This window comes from Halocatena marina, assembly GCF_023276375.1.
In the GTDB taxonomy this organism is placed as follows: domain Archaea; phylum Halobacteriota; class Halobacteria; order Halobacteriales; family Haloarculaceae; genus Halocatena; species Halocatena marina.
In genome coordinates this window covers 22,987-41,784 of the sequence record NZ_JALLPK010000006.1, presented here as the reverse complement: position 1 = coordinate 41,784, position 18,798 = coordinate 22,987, and the positions used below count along the sequence as shown (strand labels likewise).

Annotated in this window: 22 protein-coding genes; 7 read left to right on the top strand and 15 right to left on the bottom strand. The window is 51.6% G+C overall.

The genetic code is table 11. The features are described 5' to 3' along the window. Positions 1 to 1,488: TrbL/VirB6 family protein (locus tag MW898_RS25230; RefSeq protein WP_248911069.1), on the bottom strand; the 1,488-nt coding region annotated here is incomplete at its 3' end. A gap of 50 nt (positions 1,489 to 1,538) precedes the next feature. After that, positions 1,539 to 1,949, bottom strand: coding sequence for a hypothetical protein (locus MW898_RS25225; protein ID WP_248911068.1), 411 nt, complete (start codon positions 1,947 to 1,949; stop codon positions 1,539 to 1,541). A 227-nt stretch (positions 1,950 to 2,176) separates the two neighbouring features. Here MW898_RS25225 and MW898_RS25220 point away from each other — a divergent pair, with 227 nt between their 5' ends. Further along, the gene (locus MW898_RS25220; protein ID WP_248911067.1) at positions 2,177 to 2,386 is read left to right on the top strand and encodes a helix-turn-helix transcriptional regulator; all 210 of its coding nucleotides are present in this window, start codon (positions 2,177 to 2,179) and stop codon (positions 2,384 to 2,386) included. A gap of 31 nt (positions 2,387 to 2,417) precedes the next feature. On the opposite strand, the gene MW898_RS25215 is transcribed toward MW898_RS25220, so the two are convergent. Next, on the bottom strand, positions 2,418 to 2,840 hold the full coding sequence (locus MW898_RS25215) for a DoxX family protein (protein WP_248911066.1): 423 nt from the start codon (positions 2,838 to 2,840) through the stop codon (positions 2,418 to 2,420). A gap of 230 nt (positions 2,841 to 3,070) precedes the next feature. Here MW898_RS25215 and MW898_RS25210 point away from each other — a divergent pair, with 230 nt between their 5' ends. Continuing rightward, positions 3,071 to 3,265, top strand: a complete 195-nt coding sequence (locus tag MW898_RS25210; RefSeq protein ID WP_248911065.1) for a hypothetical protein — start codon at positions 3,071 to 3,073, stop codon at positions 3,263 to 3,265. A 517-nt stretch (positions 3,266 to 3,782) separates the two neighbouring features. Here MW898_RS25210 and MW898_RS25205 read toward each other — a convergent pair. Continuing rightward, positions 3,783 to 5,174 (bottom strand): hypothetical protein, encoded by a 1,392-nt coding sequence (locus MW898_RS25205; protein ID WP_248911064.1) that lies wholly within the window; start codon positions 5,172 to 5,174, stop codon positions 3,783 to 3,785. Between the two features lie 212 nt (positions 5,175 to 5,386). Between MW898_RS25205 and MW898_RS25200 the strand changes: the two genes are divergently transcribed. Both MW898_RS25200 and MW898_RS25195 read left to right on the top strand, forming a co-directional pair. Continuing rightward, positions 5,387 to 5,599, top strand: a complete 213-nt coding sequence (locus tag MW898_RS25200; RefSeq protein WP_248911063.1) for a hypothetical protein — start codon at positions 5,387 to 5,389, stop codon at positions 5,597 to 5,599. A 641-nt stretch (positions 5,600 to 6,240) separates the two neighbouring features. Beyond that, positions 6,241 to 6,828: a hypothetical protein gene (locus MW898_RS25195; protein ID WP_248911062.1), complete on the top strand. Its 588-nt coding sequence runs from the start codon at positions 6,241 to 6,243 to the stop codon at positions 6,826 to 6,828. Between the two features lie 181 nt (positions 6,829 to 7,009). Here MW898_RS25195 and MW898_RS25190 read toward each other — a convergent pair whose 3' ends face one another. The 6 genes from MW898_RS25190 to MW898_RS25165 all read right to left on the bottom strand — a co-directional run bounded on the left by MW898_RS25190 (position 7,010) and on the right by MW898_RS25165 (position 13,709). Further along, positions 7,010 to 7,285: a hypothetical protein gene (locus MW898_RS25190; protein ID WP_248911061.1), complete on the bottom strand. Its 276-nt coding sequence runs from the start codon at positions 7,283 to 7,285 to the stop codon at positions 7,010 to 7,012. Between the two features lie 157 nt (positions 7,286 to 7,442). After that, a complete protein-coding gene (locus tag MW898_RS25185; RefSeq protein WP_248911060.1) occupies positions 7,443 to 8,720 on the bottom strand; it encodes a Cdc6/Cdc18 family protein in 1,278 nt (425 codons plus the stop codon). Positions 8,721 to 9,233: 513 nt separating this feature from the next. Next, entirely contained in the window at positions 9,234 to 12,599 is a 3,366-nt protein-coding gene (locus MW898_RS25180; RefSeq protein WP_248911059.1) for a DUF5817 domain-containing protein, read from the bottom strand. Then, complete coding sequence (locus MW898_RS25175) at positions 12,596 to 12,946, bottom strand: hypothetical protein (protein WP_248911058.1); 351 nt, start codon at positions 12,944 to 12,946, stop codon at positions 12,596 to 12,598. The genes MW898_RS25180 and MW898_RS25175 overlap by 4 nt, the downstream gene beginning before the upstream one ends. Next, positions 12,943 to 13,395, bottom strand: coding sequence for a hypothetical protein (locus MW898_RS25170; RefSeq protein WP_248911057.1), 453 nt, complete (start codon positions 13,393 to 13,395; stop codon positions 12,943 to 12,945). The genes MW898_RS25175 and MW898_RS25170 overlap by 4 nt, the downstream gene beginning before the upstream one ends. After that, positions 13,392 to 13,709 carry a hypothetical protein gene (locus tag MW898_RS25165; protein ID WP_248911056.1) on the bottom strand — a complete coding sequence of 106 codons (318 nt, stop codon included), beginning with the start codon at positions 13,707 to 13,709 and terminating at the stop codon, positions 13,392 to 13,394. The genes MW898_RS25170 and MW898_RS25165 overlap by 4 nt, the downstream gene beginning before the upstream one ends. 487 nt (positions 13,710 to 14,196) lie before the next feature. Between MW898_RS25165 and MW898_RS25160 the strand changes: the two genes are divergently transcribed. Together MW898_RS25160 and MW898_RS25155 are read left to right on the top strand one after the other, a co-directional pair. Beyond that, entirely contained in the window at positions 14,197 to 14,478 is a 282-nt protein-coding gene (locus MW898_RS25160; RefSeq protein ID WP_507237226.1) for a winged helix-turn-helix domain-containing protein, read from the top strand. Positions 14,479 to 14,544: 66 nt separating this feature from the next. Then, positions 14,545 to 14,994: a hypothetical protein gene (locus MW898_RS25155; protein ID WP_248911054.1), complete on the top strand. Its 450-nt coding sequence runs from the start codon at positions 14,545 to 14,547 to the stop codon at positions 14,992 to 14,994. A gap of 123 nt (positions 14,995 to 15,117) precedes the next feature. Here MW898_RS25155 and MW898_RS25150 read toward each other — a convergent pair whose 3' ends face one another. From MW898_RS25150 to MW898_RS25140, 3 genes are all read right to left on the bottom strand, one after another. Then, entirely contained in the window at positions 15,118 to 15,645 is a 528-nt protein-coding gene (locus MW898_RS25150) for a DUF7970 domain-containing protein (protein ID WP_248911053.1), read from the bottom strand. Continuing rightward, a complete protein-coding gene (locus MW898_RS25145; RefSeq protein ID WP_248911052.1) occupies positions 15,642 to 16,511 on the bottom strand; it encodes a ParA family protein in 870 nt (289 codons plus the stop codon). Before MW898_RS25145 ends, MW898_RS25150 begins: the two co-directional genes overlap by 4 nt. 265 nt (positions 16,512 to 16,776) lie before the next feature. Then, positions 16,777 to 17,157 carry a winged helix-turn-helix domain-containing protein gene (locus MW898_RS25140; protein ID WP_248911051.1) on the bottom strand — a complete coding sequence of 127 codons (381 nt, stop codon included), beginning with the start codon at positions 17,155 to 17,157 and terminating at the stop codon, positions 16,777 to 16,779. Between the two features lie 115 nt (positions 17,158 to 17,272). On the opposite strand from MW898_RS25140, the gene MW898_RS25135 reads away from it, so the two are divergent. Beyond that, positions 17,273 to 17,548 (top strand): hypothetical protein, encoded by a 276-nt coding sequence (locus tag MW898_RS25135; RefSeq protein ID WP_248911050.1) that lies wholly within the window; start codon positions 17,273 to 17,275, stop codon positions 17,546 to 17,548. Between the two features lie 294 nt (positions 17,549 to 17,842). Here the strand turns inward: MW898_RS25135 and MW898_RS25130 are convergent, their stop codons facing one another. Beyond that, positions 17,843 to 18,325, bottom strand: coding sequence for a PH domain-containing protein (locus tag MW898_RS25130; RefSeq protein WP_248911049.1), 483 nt, complete (start codon positions 18,323 to 18,325; stop codon positions 17,843 to 17,845). Positions 18,326 to 18,529: 204 nt separating this feature from the next. Further along, a complete protein-coding gene (locus MW898_RS25125; protein ID WP_248911048.1) occupies positions 18,530 to 18,730 on the bottom strand; it encodes a hypothetical protein in 201 nt (66 codons plus the stop codon). Positions 18,731 to 18,798: the final 68 nt, after the last annotated feature.

The following is an 18,798-nucleotide window of genomic DNA, read 5'->3' as shown; positions in this document are numbered from 1 at the left end:
ACCACCGATTTGTGAGACCATTTCAGGGAGCAGATTCTTTACCGCATAATACGGCAGGTAAATGAATCCAAGGGAAACACCGATCATAATTGTCACTATTGTCAGCAAGCTCGTGCCAACATCGCTATACGCGAGTGGGAGTTCTATGAGAAGTCGAAGCCAAACCGCTTGAATAAGCTTCAACACAATAAGAGTCCCAAACGCAACGACGCCGCTCTCTCCATATGGACGGATATAGCGATTACCAGACGCTAAGCAGACCGCAAACAGCGGCCATGCTGCAACAATCAAGAACGTCAACACCCACTGGACGAAGACGCATACAAGGCCAACAAATATAAGACCAGATTCAACCAGTGTGATGAACCCACCAACGAGCAATCCAAGGCCGAATTTAGCGATATTCTCCGGAGTCTGTATGAACGTGTTACCATCCGGAACAATGCCCGCTGCCAACTCGTTCGACAGGTGGAGAATGAGCGGGAGGACGACGAGCCCGCCAATAATCATTCCTACGGACTGCGCCATCTGGTGCAAATACTGCTCGCGCTCGCGTTGTGTTCCCGTGTTCCGTGACCATGCGTAAACCCACGAGACAAACATTGGCAGCGCGACAAGGGATGTCAGACCGCCATAAATCGTCCACACAGCATCCCACCATCCATCAGTGTTGTTCACTGGTGGCGAACTCGCGTTCGTAGCGTTAGTCGAGTTTCCCTGTGATCCCAATGCTGATTTATTTTCAATCAGAGACGACGTATTATTTGGAGAGGTTGTATTATTGATCGGAGTGGCCGAATTTGGGAACCATGTTGATGGTTTGAACGGTTCCCCTGGTGCAGGAAGCGAGAGCACAAACCCATGGAATGCATCAATTAAGTCAGAGACTCCATTAGTGGCGGAATCTACGATCCATTTGTAGATGTCTTTTGCCGCCTTGACTGGACCTGGTAGGTTGTAGATAGGATTTTCTTCATTTAATTCCCGTTGGTATTGTTTACGGCCTTCAACACCAGTTTTCTTGCCAGATTTACCAGACCTTATATAAGGCCTCATTTCGTTTTTAAAGACATTCGTTTTCTCGATTTCTGCACCGAGTAAGTTTTTTAAGGTTGGATTTTCAGTGCCATCGCCAGATAATGTATGGTGATTGACGACGTTATCCGCCGTCGTATGCCATGTTTTGGTCGTGTTGTTATGCTGGTAGACAATGGCAACTTTACTTTCATTTAATTTTTTCACATCCACATTGAATGGTAGCGGTGGATCACCCTTTTCGTAGGTTAGCCGCACATCTTCCACGACGGTCATCGGCTTAGCCGATGTCGAGTTGGTAGCAAATTGATTTGAAGATGAAACCTTGTTCGTTGTGTCTGACGCTACCATGGCTGCACTAACCGAAGAAACGGTGAGCAGTGCAACACAGAACGCGATAATAGCGATGCGACTAATGGGGGACGAATCAACCGATGGAATAGTTCGTTTCATGGTTCGTTAATGAATCAAATCCAAGTTTTGTTGCTTAGGAACAGTGCTTTTTATGAAAAGATCTGCACGACTGAGACACAATCGAGAAGATTGAATCCGAGTGCCGTGAGGAAATCTGGAGAGCTGGCGATGAAGACCGAACCGACGATCTTCTTAAAGGCAGATTGGTAATCGTTGCCTGCTGTCGCTCGCTTTTGCGAATCCTTCGAATTCCCCTTTTTAAATCCATTATAGAAATCGAATATCGAATAGTAAGCAAGCCCCAGTGCTAGCAATGCGATTATCATAGCAAGCAGATCACCGACTCCCGTACTGCATACCGCATCTCTCATTTGTGCGTTCGCTGGAGCCACCATCACCGAAAACGTCGCCATGAACACTGCTAGCGGCTGCAACTTACTCACCGAGATGGGTAGGGACCGGGCTTTACCTAGGACTTCGACAATTTGTTGTTGTACCATAGACAATACTCCCTTAATCGGTTTAACACCAAGCTCCATGTGATCTAAGTCATATCTAAACGGCAATATAATTTACGGTGTTACATAGACATTCGATTAAACATTGTACATAAGACCGTCTACAGAATGATTGCGCAATCACAACAACATAATCAGAGTTAAACTGTCCACCGATATCCGTATTAATATACACATGGCTTATTATAAACAAACTCAATAACGACGATATGGTAGATCTAAACGAAGCAGATCACGAAATACTAGATCATCTACAAAGGGGACGATGCACACAAGCTTACCTCGTTGATGAACTGGACTGGTCTCGGCAGCATATTCATAAACGGCTCCAGATCCTCAGTGCAGCTGGTTATATTACCAAGATACACGCCACATCAGCATTATATGAATTAATTAGCGATCCGAGAGTCACGGACTAATACCCATGAATCGCCTATTGCAGCTGTTCTGCTAAAAGAGTTCTCGACCGAGAGCATATCGTTCGATGCTGTAACGGCCATCACCGTTCACAATCAGAATAAGAAACGCAACGATATAGAGCAATCCGAGTTCTCCTCCATTCTGAATTGGAACAACTCCTTCAGGGATATGAGCAATGAGCTGGGCAATGATCATCTGACCGGTTGTGATGAGAGCAATGAGCCGAGTGAGCACTCCGACAGCAATAAGAAGACCTCCTAACAGTTCAATGACGCCAGCAAGCCCATACATTCCCATCAGCGGTGCGGTACCACCGCTCCCGTCTATGCCACCGAAAAGGCCAAACAACTTCTGAGCGCCGTGCTGCATGAACAGAGCTCCAACGAGCACGCGAAAGACGAAATAAATTGAGTCATCGAACGATTCTGCTACACGACCGATCGGTGCTGTCATCGTGAGAGCATACTCACCCCTGATATTCAATGGATTGGAAGTTGGCCGACTCAAATAGCAATAAAGTCCACCACTCTCTGTGGCAGTCAGATCACACACGGAAGAACACGAACAAGGCGACTCCGACGATAATGATCCCTCCTACGAAACCGACCATCACTGATTTGAGGGGCGAAGATTGTTCCGGCGATGATGCGGTTGTTTGAGATTTAGCGGGAGAAGTCGACTCGGTGGGTGAATCTATTGGTACCGGTGTCGAGGTTGGTGCTATTGTTGATGGCGGTGTCGACGTTGATACTGATGTTGTTGGTGGTGGTGTTGGAGGGGGATTCGAGACGAACACGCTCGCGTTTTGGCCGTTGATCGTGACGTGTGCCGACCCTGTGAGTGACAGCGAGTCGTTCATGATATTCCCCGTGAAGTAAAATGAATCTGCACGGTCGCTAACATTTCCACGAATCTGGCCCTTTGTCGCGGTGTCGTTCTGGTCGGCCAGTTCACCTTGACTGACTTTCCCTGTTGTGGCAAGCTGATAGCGGGTTGGTGGAGAAGAGTTGTTTTGCCGTGTGATCTGAATATGTTGCCCAGAAAGAACATCGGGTTCGATTTGCGTCCCGTCGAGACGAATCTGGATCTTATCATTCTGCGATTCAAAGCTCTCGATGAATCCAGTGTAGTGGACAACATCCCTTGAATCGTGCTTTGAGCCAACTGTTCCAGCTAGACGGTATTCTCGTGGAGCATAATCATCGGGTTCAGCACTCTTGACCGTGAGATTACCAGATGTTGTTACCACATACGAAACAGAACCAGATTCGTTGGTTGAGGAAATTATTAGCGTGTGTGTTTGAGGTGATTCCTCGACTGCCGACGAAACGGGCGCACCTGCGATCGGCGCGATCAGGAAACAAACAACACTCACAAGCACAAGCCAGTGTCTCATCAATGCGAGCCTCCAACAGGTGTAAGTTCTGTCCCGGTCAGAGGGTTGGCGCGTTTCGATTGTGAGGCAAGTGATGAAGTTTCCATTGTGTTGTTTGATGTCGAATTTGGAGTTGTGGTTGTATTCCCTGTTCTGGAGAGAATAGGTGGTGCTGTTAGCGAGAGCGAGATCGAGAGTCCTGTAGGTGACGGTTGGGTCGGAAAGATCTCTGGGTCCTTTATAAGCTGTTTCTGAAGGTCCTTGAGCCATTTGCGGCCCTTTTGGAGTGCTGCTTTATTTTGTCCATAGACGTTTTTATTGACACGGACCGCTGCTCCATCGGGATAAAATACAACCCCTTCCGGATCTCCAGAACTCGCACCCTCTTTTGGCTCAGCACACCAATTGTAGGCGAATCGAGCGTGCTGCTTCGGAATTCCTTGGATTGAGAACGCAGAGTTCGATGTGAGCTCGAAAACGTTGTGGTGGACATTTACATATTTTCCAGCAACCATCCCCTGCTTCGATCGACCAAGATCGTCGCGGTTCTCTCCCAAATAATGCATATCAAACGCGTGTTGGATTGCATTTGGACCGACGACATTGAACCGAGCTTCGTACCCGTTATTCGGATAGCCAAACCCCGCGATGGAGTGACGATTATAATCAAAATAATTCCACTCGATCAAATGCTGGCCATTGTACAGATCCATCGGATAGCCAAGACGATTCATCTGATTGTGATGCATCGAGTTGTGGTGGAACCATCCCTGTGTTTGAGTGTCTTTTGTCCCTGGGATGAACGCCGCGTTCGTCCATCCAAACACTTCGCAATTATCGACGATAATCGACCTGCCATAGGCTCGAAAACCAGTCACAGTGTAGTCATGAAGACTCCGCCCTTGAGCAACTGGATCGAAGTGATCAGTACGAGGCCCCTTCAAGCGGACTCCAGTCACTCGAAAATGGACTTTCGGACTCTTAGTGATGAATACGCCGTAATTTTGGCGATCGGTCGTTTTGATCAGCCCTCCTTTGCCGCCCTTCAAATTTCGATTACTGGCAATTGTGACGTTATTGGCGATTTTGATCTGACTTTCACCAGTCATATCGATTGTCGCATCGCCAGGAATCCAGATGGTCGTATTTGGCTGACCGACGGCGTTGATCAGTTTTGAGCGGGTTGTCACTTTCAGATCTGCCTGAGCAGGCGTGATTCGATTGCGTTGTGAGGCAAATGAGATCGGGTTGGCAGAGATTCGTTGCTGTTGACGCGCTTCCCGCTGTCGAGTTCCCATAAGGTATAAACAGCCGCTCATCCCCGTGCTTGCGCCGGTTGCGCCGACGGCTCCTAGTCCACGCATGACTGCTCGACGTGATAATTGACGGTTATCGCTATCGGAGATTGTCATGATAAACCACCTCCACCACCAAATGTCCATCCCACATGATTACGGAAGAGCACCAACCAGGAGTTCACTTCTTCGATATTGATGATCATATGGTCTTAATATTGTTCCACTCGACTAAAATATGTTCGTATAGCATCTATACGATTACGTACTCAGTATGATTACAAACGACAACACGTAGTCTTTTGTCCACATCCTAATTGTGAATGAATATGCAGCCCGTTACGATTCGCTTTGATGAGGACGAAATTGAGGATTTGGATGATGAAGCAGAGAATCGAGGATTTGCAAACCGGACAGAATATATCCGCTGGATTGTCCACAATCGCAACGGAATTTCCGAGAATGCAGCGGATGAGCTTCAAGATCACGAGCAACGACTCACACAAATCGAACAATTCATCGAAGAACTGCGAGACGAGTAGTTGAGCAACGATTAAGTGTGTCTATGCCAGTCATCGATATGGCGGGTCCTGGACTCCGCGTTCTCACGTGTTGGACCTGCCATTACTACAACTATCATCCTGCTGTGAGACACTTCTCGGAGTAGATTTGAAGCGGAGTCGGCGTCAAACGGTTGTTTTTCTGGCTGTGAGGCAGAAACGAAAATCAATCATTGCCGCGACAACCAATAGCCCTGCGACAATCAACAGGAATGCAGAGACCAACGATTGATCTCCAGGTGCCAGATAAGCAATTCCTGTGGCCTCCATGACAATCGCCGACACGTCACCGAAACGCGGGCTGATCTGGGTCAAGGATAAGTCGATCCCAAGCAGCCTGCATAGTTGCAGTATGGCCACGATGACGCCTGCGATTCCACATTTTATCAAGCCACTCCGTGCTCGGACTGAGACCGCTGGAGATGTCATTGGCATATTCGATCACTTGTCTTCGAATCAGTCCACATCATACAGACCAATAGCATATCATGCATTATATATCTTGTTTCCATTAGTTCTCAAATGTCGTTCTGGTGTGGGAACTATGGAAGCATAGACCGTTATTCGTGGAAACAAGAGCATTCCTTGTGTATCAGTCTATCAGACCAGTACACTTTTCTGACATGCAATTCAATGACATAGATATGGGAGATATGTATGAGGAGACTGGATTGATGGTCATCCTCTCAATAGGTGCAATCGGCTTAATTGGCATCTTTCGCTTCAAATCCGCAGTGGGAATAACAATCGAACAAGTAACTACCTTGCTCTGGGCAGCTCTTATCAGCGGGATTGTTGTCGGTGGAGGGATTTTCACCGTACTTTATAAATACGATAGGTGGACACAGGGTCTCGCGGCAGCCGTGGCGGGAGTTACGACCCCTCTCATCGGCTCAGGGATATGGCTGAATACCGGTCTCTCGATCGATTTGTCAATGATTAGTGGTGGTCTGCTGGCAGTGATAGGCCTCTATCTCGGACGTGCTGCACTTATAGTAGGTGTGAAATGGGTGGTCAAAAAAACAATGCGATCATCATCGCAACGATCGCTTTCGAGTGGATCGGCCAGCGCTAGACGAAAAACGACAGCAGACCACATAATAGACCATCATCAAACGGAGGACTCAGCATCTCCGACTAAACAGCAAAATCGGATTGAGGCAATGAAACGAGAACAAGAACGGATCAACCGTCGTAATCGAAAGAGATAGAGCGATGGTCTGGTCATCCAGATAGCTTCATTCGATTTCTTCTAACACTCCTCAATCGATGTGTGATAGCGATCTTAGAACCTTATGTAATAGAAGGTGGTCAGTGTGGATCCAAACACTACATAAGGCGATGCAAGAACGCGTCAACGCGTTCTCTCAAAATGATAGATTTAGACCAGAATCAATTGAAAAACGGTAGTTTGTGTCGGTAGTTGTAGCGATAGTGCAATTTAGCTGTCTCGATCAGTTCCGAGAGCGAGTTGATCGTTTTGCACTGGATGTTTTCCAACTTGTATGATATGAGCGCGTCTGTGGAGATGGCGAGTTTCACCTCTCCGTCTTTGATAAATTGACGTTTGCCGTCAACGTGTTTCGTTTCGTCACATTTGATCTGTTTTTCCCTCCGTTCGCCGTTGTCTTTCCAGACAACTTGATAGGTAATGTATTTGATCCGCATGATTCGATTTTGCGTGCCTATTGAATGAATCTTTCCGTTAAACGACTCTTTTCATCGTAAGGCAGGAGTGGAGCGTGCCGATCGCGCCGGAACCGAAGTCGATCACTTAACAGCTATCTCAGAAACATCTGGCAGGGCTTCGTGCTGGTTCTATGACTTACTCCGCCACACCACGGAGATCAATCGGGAGCCACTGTCGATCACACTCCTCAAACGCCTCACGGATCTTCTGGATGGTGAGATCGTCACTGAGTTCGTGTTCGTTCCACTGCCCTCCACCAGCACCCTTGTTCCGGTCAATCGTCCGCACAAAGCCGAACATAACCAATTTCGAGAGATGATTAAACATCCCCCGTTGGGTGAGTGGCTGTTTCCCACTATTATAGGCAGAAACCACGCGAGCGTATGCAGTGTGGACGGTTCGCGTCCGAGCAGGTGTGAGTCCTGCTTCATCGAGATGACCAATTGCTTTCAGAATGTTGAGTTTCTCCTCGTCCTGATCTGCGATGGATTCAACGATATTCCCGTACTCCAAATCCTCATCAGCCTGCCGGATATGAGGTGGTTCGATCTGCTCGGAGCTATTTTCCTCAGCAACCTCCGCAGAGCGACGAAGCAAACGGATTGCACGTCGAGCACTTCCCGAGGCTTCCTTGTAGGCGAGTGCCGAACACAGCGAGATTGTTTCTTGGGTGTACGCCTCCTCATAGAGAGCCTGTTCAGCCCGATCACGAAGAATCATCGCTAGCTCGTCTGCATCATAGGCTGGGAATTTTATCTCGGTCTCGCAGAGGCTGTCCTTCACCTTTGGCGAGAGCGTTTTTCGAAACGTGTAGTCGTTGCTGATCCCGATCACTCCTACTCGGACGGAGTCAAGATACCCTATGTCTCGTGAGCGAGGCAGCTCGTACAGAAGCGTATCGTCGGACTCGAGTTTGTCGATCTCGTCGAGGATGATCAACACGGTTCCCTCAAGCGCATCCAACTCCTCGTAAAGGATATCATAGACATCTTGTGGGGCATACCCCGTTGCGTTGATTCGGTTCCCTGACTCCCGAAGCCGATTAACGATCCCAACGGCGACCTGATAGGAGGAAGTGGTGTGATCGCCCGAGGTGAAGTTCTCACAGTTGATCCACAGAGCGGTCAGATCGATCTGGTCGCTCGCCGGTAGCTGCTCGTTCTTCTCTTCGAGATCGTGTTCGAGCACCTGGCGGAGATACTTCGTCACAGCGGTCTTTCCCACGCCTGTATCGCCGTAGAGGAACGCATTCTGTGGAGGACGGCCCTTGTAAATCGGCTTGAAGACGCTCGTATATTGGGACAGGACCTCATCACGGCAGAGAATCTGATCGGGGGTGTAGTCCTCTTCGAGGACTGTCGCATCCTTTATCAAATCAACGTCATCCGCGAATATCGAATCGACGTCGTCCATTCTAGTAAAACCCGACGTATCGACTTGCCTTATATTTTCCTGAGTTTCCTGAGTTTCCCGAGTTACCCACCTCTCACACAGCGGTTTTCCTGAGTTATTTACTCGAAACCGAGGTTGGATCGGATTGTGGTGACCTCTACACAGCGGTTTTCCTGAGTTAATCACGGGACGGAAGGACGATGGTTTCGGATCGAGTGCAGTCTTCAGGGTAGTGTATTATATCTATTGGTATAGGCAATAACTAACTAACACTAGGAAGACGAAAGTCGAAGACAGGTCCTTGATGAACAGCAGGTTTCCCGAGGTCTCAACCCGATCAGTGGGATCGTTTATAGTGTTCCGTTGGAAGCACGGTCTAGTTCGGTCGGTGTTCCACGCTAGTCTAGGAGATAACTCGGGAAAACCGCTGTGTGAGTGGTGGCTCACCATCGAGAGAGATTCATCAGCGGAATCGAGCTAGGAATAACTCAAGAAAACCGCTGTGTGAGTGGTGGTGAGGTCTCAGCAGCGTGGTCAGACGCCGAGCTGGGCCTGTCTCGTCGCTGGCTCGGTTCCGAACCGGCTCGTGAACTCAAACGGTCCCTCGATCCACTCACTCGGTCCCTGGAGGCTGCCACCACCCTCGACGCCAAGCAGCCGAGCGATCACGTCGCACCACGGTCGGAGCCATGACCAGCGCTCGATCACTGGCTCTAGGGACGGCGGCCACCCGACAAGCCCATCTGAGATCGCCTGATCGTCGAGCGCATCCTCAAAGAGTGCTCGCGCTTCCAGCAGGTCACAGACCACATCTCGAATCGAGCGAGACTGTGACTCGTCTTCTGGAGCCACGAGATGGGTCGGGCGGGGTGCGTCGTCATCACCACGTTCATCCCTGAACGGCAGTCGGAGCCGGTAGAACGTCGCCCTTCCCGCCCCACGATCGTCGATCTCCAGCAAGCCGAGCACTGTGAGATCGTCGCGGTGGGTCCGAATCGACTCTTCCGAAACGCCCGCTTTCTCGGCCCACTCACTGGTCGTTAATGGGGTGCTAGCCGTCAACTGAGCGTGTAGCAGCTTCGACCGAGCTGATTTCCGACGTGTTCCTTCCTCGTCCTCATCGAGCTCGGGGAGTAGGGATGCGGGATCGAGCGTGGCCAACGCGAAGCGCACCTCGTCGAGTGTGATCGTCCGGCGGCTCGGGTCGGTCTCGGCGGCCAAGCCCGAGAGTGCTGTCGCCGTCTGGTAGACGCTGCCGGTGAGGGCGTAGAGCAGTGCCGTCGCCGGACGGGTTGGCTCTAACTGCTTCATGTGACAGAGTCGTCTGGCCGTCTCTCGAACACTCTCTAAGCGAGTGGCCTGCCCGATCTGGATATCCGTGAAGAACGCCGCGAAATTCGCACCCTCGTCCTGAACATCCAGATTGGCATACGCTTCGAGATTCGATAGCTCAGACGCCATCCGGTCGATTCCTGGACCTCGCAACACCCACGAGCCGATGAGATCACCCGATGGATCGATGTCGTCAACGGCGGGTGCTCCGAGTGAGCCGTCCCGTTTGTCGGCACGCTCCTCATAGACGATCCGTGACATCGGATAATGCCCGTACCGTGACGTGATCGCCACCTGTGTTGCGAGTGTCTGCAAATGTGTCGAGCGATCCTCGTGGAAGTGGCGGCTGTATTCAGGGAACGTGAGTTCGCGGATCACATTCCACCCGAGGAGATCGTAGATGTGCGTAATCGTTCCGGCGAGACCCTGACCACGCCGACACACCGACCGAGCCAACTCGGGATCAAAGTCCTCCCCACTGCCGATGTCATCAACGTCGGAGAAGAGTGTCTTCATCGCCGAGATGAGTTGCTCCGGATAGTCCTCACCCGTCGCGGCTCGATCGGGCAGCCAGCCGAGTTGGCGTGCGGCTCGGAGGACCGCCGGACTCACTGCGTCATCCAGCAGTGAACCGAGGTCCTCGCCATCTGCACCGTCCAACCGTTCCGGCGTTAACAGCGTGTTGATGAGGCGTGGGTCGAGTAAGGCAGCGCACAACCGAGTCACTGTCCGAGCAGCCAGCGGCGACGGTTGGAGGGACACGACGATTTCCTGCTCGGCCTCATTATAGCCAACCTGGTAATCACCACAGTGATCACGAGTCGGAGCGGGTTCATCAGCGAGGGCAATGTCGAAATCATCCGACACAGCACTCGATACGGCGGTTTGCTGATCAAGCGACAACCACTCCCCAGCGGCAACAACGTCATCATCCACACCAGCAACGGCAAGCGGCTCTTCCTCACTCATTGCGCCATCCCCACCAACCCCCCTTCCCGTGCTTGCGCCGGTATACACGGTTCCGTGGGAGTGTTTTGGGGGGTCAGTTAGATCGGTCGAAGCAGCCGACTCAGCCGCTGAATCGTCGGTTTCAGCCGATGAAAATCCGTCGAGCACCGTTTGCACATCTTGAGCGTCCAGTTCCTGCTCGCGTCGGTCCAAGAAGCGTGAGCCCGCTGGGAGCAACTGGATATAGTTCGTCGTATTGAACTGATCCTTACTCACCAAACGATGTTCGATCAGCGTGCGCACTCGTTTACCGACCGCCGCCTCGGAGACGGAAAACACGGTATCAGCTTTGAGCACACCGTACGCGAGCCGTTCGCTGGATTCGTCTGCCAGTCGTTCGAGCACCGTGATGGCCGGGTGATCGAGGCCGAGGTCTGTGAGTGCAGCCTCGGCGACCTCCCGTGGTGCTGCGCCAGCCTGCTTCGCTGCGTCATGGTACGGCTGTGGGGCCTCAGTTACACAGCGGCTCGGCAGATCCGCCTCGTGCAAGCGCAGGAGCTTCTTCGGTGCCAGCGAACCATGACAGACGATTCGGATATCCATCCCTCGGCTCAGCTCAACGAGGAAGTCGAGCAATCGCACGCGTTGAATGCGCTTGTGCTCGAAAAAGTCGTGGGAGAGATGAACCGCAATACGTGGCGTCACGTCGCACGCAGCGAACAGTGCGACGGGGCCGTTGATGATGTCGTCACGCTCGGTATTGCCGAATGGCGTGCTCCCACCAAGCTGGCGAGTCACACGCAGGCTATCGAACCACGTCTCGTCTGTCGGTCGCTTCAATCCATCCAGAAGGTACTCTGCGTAACTCGGTGCCGGTGTGCTCGCAGGGGCCGTCACACCTCCGTCTTCGACGAGTGTCGCCCACGCCGACTGGTACGTTTCACCAGTCAGCGTGTGTAGCGCATCGCAAAAACGGGTCTGTAAGCGGTCGTTTTGCCAGAGGGACTTCCAGAGATCGGTCGCTCCAGTATCGGGCTCACGCACGCGCACGTCGACATCGGCAGGCAATGTCTCGGGTGTCGTCAACGTGAGATTCGACTCAGCGGCTGCTGTGCGCTCCTGAAAGGGGGTGACCTGCGTCGTGGCGGTCTCGGTGTTACTGGCTTCGACGATCTGCTTGCGTTCTCGCCTCCGGCGTTCGAGATAAGCTGCTGCCGCCTCCTGATACGGCTCGGATTGGTCGAGGTAGCGCTCGGCAGCAGGTGCGAACAACTCGCGCTGGCGGCGTCTCTGCCGTGCTGCGGCGTCATCAACAGCTGATCCGAATAGATCATCATACCGCGTCAGGTGTTCCTCCGCGCGCTCGGCGAGCTGGCCATAGTCGTCTTCGTCAGCGTAGGCGTCGTACTGTCCGGCGCGATCGGCAGCGATCCGCGCGCGTAACTCACAGGCGGCTTCCCACTCGTCGGCCTGTGCGAACGCCCGAAACCGGTCGGTCGCAAACGCTGAGCCACATTGTGGACAGGTGGCCGTGTCGTGCGTGTGGCGGTCTTCGATGATCCACAGCGCCCGACAGCCCTTCGTGAGACAGCCAACGACCGCAAAGCGAGCCTCGTTCATTGACCATCCAGAGTGAACCGCTTAGGCTCGCCTTGTTCGGGATTGAACAACACTAGCGAACTCTCAGTTTCTGGTTCGTGATGTCTGAAGAACGTATAGATCGCTTCTTCGACGACCTCCCACTGCGGAAGTGGTGGGGTGAAGGTCTCGATACGGCGCCAGGCTGTTTCGTCCTCTGCCCAGGCAACGAGGTGGTTGCGTTCCGTGTTGGGATCTCCCAGGAGGAACGCATAGACGTTCTGATCGGTGTTCTGTGCGAACACAAGCGTGATGAACATCTCGCATTGCTGGCTGAGGCTCTCCTTTTCGTGGTACGAGAGTGGCCGCTCGGGAAGTGAGTCGATCATACCGACCACCCCGCCACCTCGCGCATAGTTGGTCCGCTCGCACTGGCGGTCGGTTGCCCCGCTCTCTGGTAAATTTCGACATGTTCGCTGACGGTAAGCGTGTGATCGTACTGACTGAGCCAGTCGTCCACGACGAACTCGCAGGCTATGGCTTTGCAGGCTCTCGAATGGAAAATATTCGTCCTGCTAAAGTCGATTTCACGCCGTTCAAAGCGTGTTAATGCTGTCTGGCCGAAGCCTGAGTCTGCCCGCTCGAACGAGCGATGCGCTCGCTGTCCGATCGCTTTCTGTGCTCGTTCAGGAGCATCCCCACAGAAAGCGACGGTTTTCTTTCGCGCATCGTCTCGGGGAATGATGAGGTCAGAAAATTGCTCTCGAACGCGGTTAGCGGATGCAAGAGTTGGGAATTCGATTGTCTGAGGGTTCAGACATCGACCACGACCCGTCATCTGTCTCCCTCCGTGTGATCCCACGCTCCATAGAGAAGTTCAGCTTCAGAGACTTCCCTCTCCTCCCATGATTCTTTCTCAATCATGGAATAGCGGCGGTGATCGGCCCGTGTCGGTGGGTCATCACGGCCGCGAATCCACGAGACGCGATAGGCCCACGAGCGCGATCCCACGAGCCATATTTCGTCTGAATCGGTCGGAGGCGTTAGTCGGCGGATTTCCTCGCCCGGTTCGAAGGTGAATTGCTCGAGATCGTCGGCATCCTCGATGATGCACGCCCCGATCCCTCTGCGATTCTCGATTTCGACGGTCACGCTGACCACCTCTCAGTCGGCGCAGATCCATCGAGAGCGTGGTTTTGCCGTCGTTTTTCTTCAGAGTCGTCCCGAGCCGAACGACTAAGGTTTTCAGCGCTCAATTCATCATTCGTCGTCCACTGCTTTGATTCCATTGTCATGGATTGTCATGACAGGTGGCGACAATCGACGACGGCTGAACCACAGCACGTACAAAAACTAAGGGTGACGGGATCGTTCCGAGAGGCGAAAAGCCTTATAGGGCGGAACGAGATCGTTGATGTACGCGCTGTGGGGACAGCGCATCGTGGATTGCCCGGGGGTCCTGCCAGACTGTTGCCGGGTAATCCTCCCTTTTACGGGATGGAGATTATCGCGTTGAGAGATGCTTCTATGTCCTCGGTAATAAAACTATATCTCTACAGAGCAACCTGAGATTCCTCTACAAGGATCTAATGGGCTGAAGCCAATCGCTTACCATCTATCGCCCTGATCTAAGGACAATATGCTCCCGACAGCGTCATGGTTTCATCGTGCGGACAGATCAATATTGCGGTTCTATGGGGAGCACCAGCATGGAAAATTCGAGTGCGGTCCAGGGGCAGCGGGGAGAAACGTTTCGATCAGTGAGGGCCATGCCAACCGTAGAATCAAAGTATTGACAGAATCGGGGCTATTGGAACAGCGCAATCGAACCTATATTATTACTGATCTCGGTATGCGCTATGTTCGTGGGGAGATGGACGAGGAGGAACTAGAATCGTTGAATCCTGACACCGAAGAGTGATGTATCTAAGCTCCACTTGCATGTGATTTTTGTTGTTTGTGTGTGTGTGTGATTGGATAGATAATTATGACGAAGACAGGTCTTGAGGCGGTTGTGGATGTAATGATGAGTTCGGGACGGCACGATCTCGTGCTCTCGGTGGGCGGATCGGGTTCGCTTCTTGTTCCGTCGATGATCGATCCAGTGCTCACGCAGGTCGGCGTTTCGGAGGCCGAACAGGTGTTGTGTAGTGGAGGATTCAATATCTCGCAATTGACCGTCGTCGGCTTTGGTCTACTGTCGATGTACCTCATTCTGAAGGGATTAATTCGAATGATAGTCGGTCTTGACATCGTTGGAAAGCCTGAAATCGTCGGAAGTGACGGTATTCGACGGACGGATGCAGTCGATCCGTACGGTCGTCAGAAAGCAAAGGGCGGGGTTTACTCGATTGTCGCTGCAATTTTCCCCATTTTCTTCGTTCCCGTATTCCTGAACGTGATCGGTATTGATGTTGCGGGATGCTTACTTCCCTGACCTTGGTCCACTCCGTAGTAGCAGCTGAAGAGGCTTGTCGGTGGTAAACTAACAGGCTGAGAAGGGACAGCTTGCTATACTCGATAGTTAGAGTGTTCAGAATTAGAATGACGATGTCGGTTCTCAGTTCAAGTCGTAGCCGCGCGCGTCTAGGATGATATCCCCAATTTCTTCTGATGATTCGATTGCGAGCAGCAAGAGTGCATCATCGATTTCTCTTCCGTGAATCTCCCGTAAGCCGTTTTCTCGGAGATAGCTCTTAATCTCCCATTTTGCGTCAGCCCACTCCTCCCAACGATCTTCATGTGGGTAGATCGGTCCTTGCTCACTCTCGCTGAACGCAAACGGTGGGGCATGCTCATCATGCTTATGCTCCTCATCATACTGACTATCCTCAGCATCCTGAGGTTGCTCATCATGACAAGCATCCTCATCATGATCAGTGTCATTAGCATCCTCATCGTTGTCGATAGGCTCCTGAGGTTGCTTATTACCCTTATCACCCTCATCATAGTTAGTATCCTCAGTATCCTGAGGTTGCTCATCATCCTTATTTCCCTCCGCATCATCAGTATCCTTAGCTTTCTTATTCAGTTCCTCTGTCTCCTCTAACTGCGCGTTGATGTCTCCGAATGGGTCGTCATCGCTCATTGAGCCACCCCTCCGTTCTCGACGATATCAGCTAACTCGTCGAATCGCTTTAGTTGGTCGTTCTCGGGGTCGTACGCTGCGAGTGGCTTGCGCTCGCTGTATGCCTTCGAAATTTTATCGTCTTTCCGAATCCCTGGCTTCGGCAAGTCTCCGTTGAAGACTCCATTATCGACAGCTTCGAAATCGACACGCGAGAACTCGGGGAGCTTGTCCGCGAAGTCCCTGTTCAATCTCTCGACAAGCTTGCGGTCGTTGTTGTGGTGATCGATTCGAGCGTTGATTCTGTTGGGCACGATCGCAAGGATATCGAGCCCGATTTGTTTTCGCAATGGAGTGACTTGGCGCTCCATCATCCGCTGGAAACCTTCGACCGAGCCGCCGCCGCTCGTGAGTGGCACAATAAGATTTTGTGTTGCGACATGTGCATTGTTCGTAATCTTCCCCCGATATGCAGGGGGATCTGTGAGGATAAAATCGTAGTCCGTCCCGAGTAGTGGATCGACGACGTGGTTGCGCAGTCGAACGTCAGCAAAATTCGAGGATTCGACCAGTTTCTCAATCGTTTCCAGCCGTTTCGTCGATGGCAAGATATCGAATCCAAAATCTGTCTCGCAGATGACGTCTTGAGGTGATGCATCACCATCATCAAGGAGCACATCTCCGATATCATCGCTGTCTTCGTCCTTGTATTGCTCCCCGAATCCGAGACCTACACTCGCGTGGCCATTCGGTTCGAGATCGACGAATAGCACGTCGTGTCCGCGGGCTGCGAGGCGCTCTGTGACGTTGACTGATATCGTGCTCTTGCCTACTCCGCCTTTTAATATCGCACAATTCACCGCTCGTGGTTCGATGTTTTCGGACATGGTTAGGTTCCTTAGTCACCTTAGGTTACTTAGGTTGCTGAATATGATCATCATACTCATCATCCTTAGCTACCTTAGGCTGTATGATGGCCACGTATTGTTACCATTTAAAGATACCGGCTGCTCTCGGGCGTGGTGGTTTACGCCCTGTCGAAGTTCTAACAACGCGCACAAGCGACATGAATGTCGACTTCAAAGAATGACGACTATCGTGAGTCTTCAGAAAACAGGGATTGTGTGCGCCGATCAGCACGGAGCACGGTCGCTATTCCTCGGAAAGGATGGGTTGTTCGTTCTCGTCGAGTTCGCCCGCTTCCTCCTTTTCAATTGAGTGCTTGACGAGTTCCCATTCGAACTTTCCGAGGTGCTGTGCGGCTTCGCTGTCCATGTTTAACCGGAACATGGGCGAGTTTCCGGCCATGCGTGTCTTTTCGACCAGTCCCCACGCGCGGAGGTCATCAATGTGCTCGTAGAACGCGGTGCTGCCAATCCCAGCCTCCTCCATGATCTCCGTGGGGTTTAGGTCGCGGTCAGTCTCGCTCGTGAGCACCGCGAGGATGCGCACCCGTGCGGGTGTCCCTAGGACGCTCACGAGCGTCGTTCCGTCGGCGTACGTCGCTTCCTCCTCGGCTGCTGTCTGGCTCATACCACATCGTATTATCTCCGTCATCTTATACCTTTCGCAGAAAAGAATGGTACTGTCCGTTCAAACGGAAAGCTATAAGGGGATATGGTATGTAAGTGTAATTGGGGAGGCCCAAATGGCAACTGACGAAGAAATCAAGGTCAAAATCATGCGGAAGCTCGTCCGTGGTGGCTATGTCGGAAAGCGGAAAGTCACCGTGGACACGGCCAAGGGCTGGGTCGCCAGCCACGACGAAGGCCGAGCGGAAGAGCTAATCCGCGATTGGATCACCGAGCCAGGAAGCCCCCTCGAAGCCTATGGAGGTGGCGCACGCGACAACATCCGCCTCTCCTCCAAGGCCGAGGGGATGAGATGGCTCGAAGCACACGACGTTGACACAACGTTCTTGTAGGCCAACGTCGGGAATCCCCATTTTTTCGCCATCGGATAAGGCGAATATCTTTCCGCCGTTCGCAGCTTCGGTGGCGACCTAGTTAAAGCACCCGCGTAACCCGTTCTAAGTTGGGTGATTATTAACCCCGACAAGAGTACCGCTGTCATCCCTAGATTTCAGTCGTCAGAGATGGTGTGTCGAGACGTGTCGATAGTTCTTCCTGATCGGTTTTCTTCTCGCGTACGAGTGACGACTCTCAGGACTCGAGTTTTCAGAAAAATAGTCACTCGTCGTCAATCGTCACTCAGTGAGCTACTGCTGCTGCTGATCTCGGATTATATTTGCGAACTGTTCGTGGTTCCGGGTCCCTGGCAATCCGACGAGTCCTGATGCCCCTGTGGAGTCAATTTGGACGACTCCTTCATTCAGTAACCGACCCAGGATCGTTTCATCAGTCGTCAGACTGTGGATATCTTCGATTCGAGCTTCGGTCGTGGTACGCCGAATCCATCCATATTTCTTGTAGACTCGCTCATTGGTCACAACATACCGGCTATTCTTGCGTGACATGTACACATATCCACCGATGAGAGCGGCCAGCGCGACAATTGGGAGACTTTCCCCTAAATTGCCCGCCAGCATTCCTGGAATTCCGATCAATGCAAGGAAGGCGGTCGCTAGGAGTGGCTTCCACCATGTCAGATAACTTGGATGAATATTTTCGAGAACTACCTCTTCTTCGAGTAATGGTACCCCTTCGGTTGGGGCGGTGTGCGTGTCTGGTAACTGCGACATACACAGATACGTACGATTTTGTACCATATAATGATACGTCAAACAGATATATTTTCCTTATTTTTTATATTCTATGTATCTAGATATGTATAAAGATGAGTAAGTCATAGATATGATTTCAGTTGGTATGTAGATGTCACCTACCTCAGACAGGAGTACCGCTGTCATCCCCCTATTTTCAGTCGCAGAGAGGACACAAAGGAATTAGAATATCTTCTCCCTTTCTGTCTTTGTTTCAACTTCAATAACTCGCTCCCGTGGAATCCATTTCCTCTTAGTTACCTCTTTATTATCTTCTTCGTATTTGTCTGTAATGAATCTCCAGTGATCGTCAATATATTTGATCGTATCTGCTGTGACTTCGCTGCGGTCTCCGTCTGCATCCAAGTAAATAATCCGTCCCACACCTTTTACTATCAGAATAGTCTCACATACTACTTCTGCTATTCTTTCCCCTGCTCAAAAACTATAGT